Raw genomic sequence first — 5600 nt, forward strand, 5'->3', positions numbered from 1 at the left:
GGTCGCCGCGCTCTACGAGGCGGGGAAGGTGTGGCACGCCGGTGCGTTTCCGGCGCTGGAGGACGAGCTGTGCGGGCTGCAGGCGGGCGGCGGCTATGAAGGGCCGGGGCGCTCGCCCGACCGCGCGGACGCATTGGTGTGGGCGCTGACCGAGCTGATGCTCGGACGGCGCGGCGCGGCGGCGATACGCGGGCTTTAGAGCGGTTGTCGATCCGATTGCATCGGATCACCGCTCTATTTCCCTTTGTTTACCGCGATTTCCGAGCCGGCAGGCGATTCCACCTACCTCGAAATCGCGCTAGGGGTTCAAGGAGACCAACATGAGATTGTTCGGCTGGAAAGCCGGGCGCGACGCGTCGCGCCCGGCGCTTTCGCGGGGGCACGGCTATTTCGACGCCGCCGGGCGCTGGCCGCAGGGTTATGAGGCGCAGGTCCGCACCGGCTATGCCGCCAATGCGGTCGCGCAGCGCGCGGTGCGGCTGGTGGCGGAGAGCGTCGGCGGCGCGCCGGTCGATGCCTCGGCGCCCGATCTCGCGCGGCTGATCGGCGCGCGCGTGGCGGGGGAGCGGCTGCCCGGGGTGATCGCGGCGCAATTGCTGCTCCACGGCAATGCCTTCGTCCAGATATTGCGCGATGCGCAAGGCGAGGCGGCGGCGCTCTATCCGCTGCGCCCCGAACGCGTGACGATCGAGCTCGACGCGACCGGCTGGCCGGCGGGCTATGTCTATCGCGTCGGCGGGCGGACGACGCGGCTGGCGGCGGAGGAGGTGATCCATATCCGCAGCTTCAACCCGCTCGACGATCATTACGGGCTCGGCTGCCTCGGCGCGGCATCGGCGGCGATCGCGATCCACAACGCCGCGGCGACGTGGAACAAGGCACTGCTCGACAATGCCGCGCGCCCGTCCGGCGCGCTGGTCTACGATCCCGGCGACGGATCGGCGCTGTCGGCCGAGCAATTCGGCCGGCTCAAGGAGGAGATGGAGGCGGGGTTCGCCGGGGCGGGCAATGCCGGGCGGCCGATGCTGCTCGAAGGCGGGCTGCGCTGGCAGCCGCTGAGCCTTTCCCCCGCCGATATGGATTTCATCGCGCTCAAGGCGGCGGCGGCGCGCGAGATCGCGCTGGCGTTCGGCGTCCCGCCGATGCTGCTCGGGCTGCCGGGCGACGCGACCTACGCCAATTATCGCGAGGCCAACCGCGCCTTGTGGCGCACGACCGTGCTGCCGCTGGCGGACGCGATCCTCGCGGCGCTGGCCGCGGGGCTGGCGGCGTGGTTCCCCGAGGCGCGGCTCGCGGTCGATCCCGATCGCGTGCCGGCGCTGGTCGAGGATCGCGAGCGGCTGTGGCGGATGGTCTCCGCGGCGACGTTCATCACCGATGCGGAGAAGCGCGAGATGGTGGGGTGGGGGCAATGACCGCGGGGATCCTGGCGCAGCTGATCGCGCAAGGGTCGGCGGGCGGCACCGATCTGGCGACGCTGCGCGCGATCGCCGAGGAAGCCGGCGAGCTTGCCGCGACCCGCGCGCTGACCCGGCTCGGGCTCGCCGACGAGGAGGCGGTGCGCGACGTGGCCGAGCTGCGCGCGCTGCTCGCCGCGTGGCGCGATGCCAAGCGCAGCGCGTGGAAGGCGGCGGCGGGGTGGCTCGCGGCGCTGCTGCTCACCGCGATCGCGGTCAAATTCGGGTTCGGCCAATGGGTGAAGTGACGCGGATCCGCGGGCATGCCGCGGTCTATGACCGCGTCGACCGGACGGGCGACGTGATGCGGCGCGGTTTGTTCGGCGCACTCCGCCCGGTGCCGCTGCTGGCCCAGCATCGCGGGCCCCCGGTGGGGACGATCGCGGCGATCGGCGAGGATGCGCTGGGGGTGTGGATCGAGGCGACGATCGAGGATGCGGCGGCGGCGCGGCTGGTGCGCGGGCGCGGGCTGGCCGGGCTGTCGGTCGGCTATCGCCCGGTGACGACGCGGCAGGGCGCGTGGCGCGAAATCGTCGCCGCCGAGCTGATCGAGGTGAGCCTCGTCGCGCAGCCGGCGCAGCCCGCGGCGCGGGTGGAGTGGATTTCCAGTGATTAGATTGGCGTGATCCAGGCTCCGCCGACGCCGTTTCGTCACGCCGGACTTGATCCGGCATCCAGAGCCACGGGCGGCAGCGTTGGTGGCTCTGGATGCCCGGTCGAGCCCGGCATGACGGTCTGACGCCGGGCGGGATGGATCAAAAATTCGATCGGAGACGGGCTCCGATATTTCGCCGGCTGACGGCCGGCTGGGGGAGGCGTGTATGGACGAGACGGTGATGGCGCGGCCGGTGCTGGAAGGCGCGGCGGCGGGGAAAGCGGCGAGCGCGGCGTTCGACAATTATGTCCGCAGCGGCGCGACGCTCGAGATGAAGGCGTTTACCGGGGTGACCGGCGATGCCGGCGGTTTCGCGATGCCCAGGGAGATCGACGCGCGGATCGATGCGACGTTGAAGTCGATCTCGCCGATCCGGGCGATCGCCAATGTCGTCAAGGTGGGGTCGGCGGGATATCGCAAGCTGATCACCACCGGGGGCACTCCCTCCGGCTGGGCGTCGGAGACCGCGCCGCGCCCCGAGACGGCGACCCCGTCGTTCGTCGAGATCGCCCCGCCGATGGGCGAGCTCTATGCCAATCCGACCGCGACTCAGGCGATGCTCGACGATGCGATGTTCGATGCCGAGCAATGGCTGGCGGAGGAGATCGCGACCGAATTCGCACGCGCCGAGGGCGCGGCGTTCGTCAGCGGGAACGGGACGAACCGGCCGAAGGGCTTTCTCCAGGCGCCGGTCGCGGCGACCGGGGACGCGACGCGCGCGTTCGGGACGCTGCAATATCTGCCCTCGGGGGCGGCAGGGGATTTTTCGACCAACCCGCAGGAGCGGCTGATCGATCTGGTGCAGAGCCTGCGCGCGCCCTATCGCCAGGGCGCGGTGTTCGTGATGAATGCCGCGACGCTGGCGCGGATCCGCAAGTTCAAGACCGCCGACGGCGCGTTCGTGTGGCAGCCGAGCCTCGCGCAGGGCCAGCCGGCGACCTTGCTCGGCTATCCGGTGGTCGAGGCGGAGGACATGCCCGATGTCGCGGCCAATGCGCTGTCGATCGCGTTCGGCAATTTCCGCGCCGGCTATCTCGTCGCCGAGCGCAGCGAGACCGCGATCCTGCGCGATCCCTATAGCAACAAGCCGTTCGTCAGCTTCTACGCGACGAAGCGGATCGGCGGGGGCGTGGCCGACAGCAACGCGATCAAGCTGATGAAATTCGCCGCGGCCTGAGCGGCGGCAACATCCGTGCGAAAGGGCAATTTCGGCCCTGACCACCGGCGTCATGCTGACGAAAGTCAGCATCCAGAGCCCCAGCCGTCACGGCTCGTGACTCTGGATGCCGGGTCGAGCCCGGCATGACGGCCGGGGGCCGGGCCATCTTAAGGAAAAGACGAGAGGGAGCGGGCAACATGGCCGATCCATTTGCGAATAACGCCGATACGTTGAGGACGCCGGCGCGGCGCGCGGTCGCGGTGGTGCCGCATGACGTCAACGCGCTGAGCGACATCCCCAAGGCGCTGTATGTCGGCACCGGGGGGACGATCGTGATGCGCGGGGCGGCGGACACCGGCGACCAGATCTGGAAGAATGTGCCGGCGGGCACGGTGCTGCGGTTCCGCGCGCAATATGTCCGCGCGACCGGCACCACCGCGGGCGACATGCTCGCGCTTTACTAGCCGCCCCTCCTTGCTCCCCTCCTTTGTGAAGGGAGGGGAGAAGAAGGGGGCGACGCTTTTCGACTTTTCGAACCGGGGGGCTCGACATGGCACAGATTGGCGAAGGGGGCGGGCGATGAGCGCCGCCCCGATCCCGCCCGCGGCGATCGCCGGGGCGGTCACGGCGGCGCGCGATTTCCTGCGCAGCCCCGGCGACGACGAGCCGAGGGTGATGGCGCAATTCGCCGCGAGCGCGTTGCTGATCGGCGAGGCGTTCACCGGCACTCTCCTCATCGCGCGCGCAGTGGAGGAGGCGATCCCCGCCGCGACGGCGTGGCGGCTGCTCGCCGAGGCGCCGGTGCGCGCGATCGACGCGGTCGGCGATCTGCCGCCGGCCGATTATGCGATCGATATCGACGGCGACGCGCGCGGCTGGGTGCGGTTCGCGCGCGCGCGCGTCGGGCGGGTGACGGTGCGCTACACCGCCGGGCTCGCCGCGGACTGGGCGGGGCTCCCCGCGCCGCTGGCGCAGGGTGTCGTCGCGCTGATCGCGCATCTCTACGAGGACCGCGGGCGCGCGACCCAGCCGCCGGCGGCGGTCACCGCTTTGTGGCGGCCATATCGCCGGATGCGGCTGGCGACGGAGCGGCGATCGTGACCCGCTGGGCGGAGATCGCGGCGCGGGCCGGCGCGCGGCGCGCGGTGCGCGTCGCCGAGCGGCTGGCGGCGCGGGTGGCGCTGCCGGGGGCGCGGGTGACGCGCGACGGCGCACGGGTGACGATCGCCGGGCGCGGGGTGCTCGCCGCGTTGCGCTGGCCGGCGGGGCTGTTGCGGTGAGCGCGCGCGAGGTGGCGCAGGCAGCGGTGGTCGCGGCGCTGCGCGTGGCGCTGGGCGATGCGGCGGCGGTGTTCGACGCGCCGCCGGTGCGCGCCGCGCTGCCGCATGTCGTGGTCGAGCAGCCCGAGCTGGTCGACTGGAGCACCAAGGACTGGCGCGGGCGCGAGGGGCGCATCGTCGTCGCGGCCTATGACGGCGGCGAGCGGCCGGTGCGGCTGCGCGCGCTCGCGGCGCGGATCGAGGATGCGGTCGAGGCGGTGCCGGCGGCGCCGGGCGACGGGTGGCGGGTGGCGACCCTGCGCTTCGTGCGCAGCCGCGTCGCGCGTGCGCCGGGCGATCGCTGGGTGGCGACGAGCGAGTTCGTCGTGCGGCTCTATCGGGAGGGCGAATGATGGCGGTGGAGAAAGGGAGCGCGTTCCTGCTCAAGATCGGCGGGGAGAGCGGCTGGCAGACCGTGGCGGGGATGCGCACGACGCAATTGAGCGTCAACGGCGATGCGGTGGCGATCACCCACAAGGGCTCGGGCGGGTGGCGCGAATTGCTGTCGGGCGCGGGGGTGCGCAGCGTCAGCGTCTCGGCGGCGGGGGTGTTTACCGGATCGGCGGCTGAGGCGCGGGTCAAGGCCAATGCGCTGGCGGGAACGCTCGACGATTACCGGCTGACCTTCGAGGGCGGCGAGACGATGACCGGCCGGTTCCTCGTCGTTCGGCTCGATTATGCCGGGGATTTCAACGGCGAGCGATCCTATTCGCTGGGCCTCGAAAGCTCCGGCGCGGTGGCGGCGGCATGACCGCGCCGGCCAATCCGGCGCGCGGCGAGGCGGCGATCCGCGTCGCGGGCGAGATGCTCGTGCTGCGGCCGAGCTTTGCCGCGCTGGTCGCCGCCGAGCAGGAATTGGGGCCGCTGTTCGCGCTGGTCGAACGTGCCGCGTCGGGCGGACTGACGCTGGGCGAGATGGTCGCCTTGTTCTGGCATTGCCTCGACGCGCCGCCCGAGGGGCTGACCCGCGACCGGCTCGGCGAGGCGGTCGCGGCGGGCGGGCTCGCGGC

Annotated in this window: 10 protein-coding genes and 1 pseudogene; all 11 read left to right on the forward strand. The window is 72.0% G+C overall.

Annotated features, from left to right (window positions below):
- A pseudogene (locus BGN95_RS20155) lies at positions 1 to 199 on the forward strand (ATP-binding protein); the annotation flags it as partial.
- A 121-nt stretch (positions 200 to 320) separates the two neighbouring features.
- A complete protein-coding gene (locus BGN95_RS20160) occupies positions 321 to 1415 on the forward strand; it encodes a phage portal protein (protein WP_286773806.1) in 1095 nt (364 codons plus the stop codon).
- Positions 1412 to 1705 carry a DUF6127 family protein gene (locus tag BGN95_RS20165; protein WP_179513174.1) on the forward strand — a complete coding sequence of 98 codons (294 nt, stop codon included), beginning with the start codon at positions 1412 to 1414 and terminating at the stop codon, positions 1703 to 1705. Before BGN95_RS20160 ends, BGN95_RS20165 begins: the two co-directional genes overlap by 4 nt.
- Positions 1693 to 2073, forward strand: coding sequence for an HK97 family phage prohead protease (locus BGN95_RS20170; RefSeq protein WP_179513175.1), 381 nt, complete (start codon positions 1693 to 1695; stop codon positions 2071 to 2073). The genes BGN95_RS20165 and BGN95_RS20170 overlap by 13 nt, the downstream gene beginning before the upstream one ends.
- Before the next feature lie 205 nt (positions 2074 to 2278).
- Positions 2279 to 3289 (forward strand): phage major capsid protein, encoded by a 1011-nt coding sequence (locus tag BGN95_RS20175; protein ID WP_265314027.1) that lies wholly within the window; start codon positions 2279 to 2281, stop codon positions 3287 to 3289.
- 179 nt (positions 3290 to 3468) lie between these two features.
- A complete protein-coding gene (locus tag BGN95_RS20180; protein WP_179513176.1) occupies positions 3469 to 3735 on the forward strand; it encodes a spike base protein, RCAP_Rcc01079 family in 267 nt (88 codons plus the stop codon).
- Between the two features lie 115 nt (positions 3736 to 3850).
- Positions 3851 to 4372 (forward strand): head-tail connector protein, encoded by a 522-nt coding sequence (locus BGN95_RS20185; protein ID WP_265314029.1) that lies wholly within the window; start codon positions 3851 to 3853, stop codon positions 4370 to 4372.
- Entirely contained in the window at positions 4369 to 4551 is a 183-nt protein-coding gene (locus BGN95_RS20190) for a hypothetical protein (protein WP_179513178.1), read from the forward strand. Before BGN95_RS20185 ends, BGN95_RS20190 begins: the two co-directional genes overlap by 4 nt.
- The gene (locus tag BGN95_RS20195; protein WP_286773807.1) at positions 4548 to 4943 is read left to right on the forward strand and encodes a DUF3168 domain-containing protein; all 396 of its coding nucleotides are present in this window, start codon (positions 4548 to 4550) and stop codon (positions 4941 to 4943) included. The genes BGN95_RS20190 and BGN95_RS20195 overlap by 4 nt, the downstream gene beginning before the upstream one ends.
- A complete protein-coding gene (locus tag BGN95_RS20200) occupies positions 4943 to 5341 on the forward strand; it encodes a phage tail tube protein (RefSeq protein ID WP_179513180.1) in 399 nt (132 codons plus the stop codon). Before BGN95_RS20195 ends, BGN95_RS20200 begins: the two co-directional genes overlap by 1 nt.
- On the forward strand, positions 5338 to 5600 hold a 263-nt coding region (locus tag BGN95_RS20205), incomplete at its 3' end, for a gene transfer agent family protein (RefSeq protein ID WP_286773808.1). The genes BGN95_RS20200 and BGN95_RS20205, both read left to right, overlap by 4 nt.

Source organism: Sphingomonas sp. 66-10, from assembly GCF_001897045.1.
Classification (GTDB): domain Bacteria; phylum Pseudomonadota; class Alphaproteobacteria; order Sphingomonadales; family Sphingomonadaceae; genus Sphingomonas; species Sphingomonas lycopersici.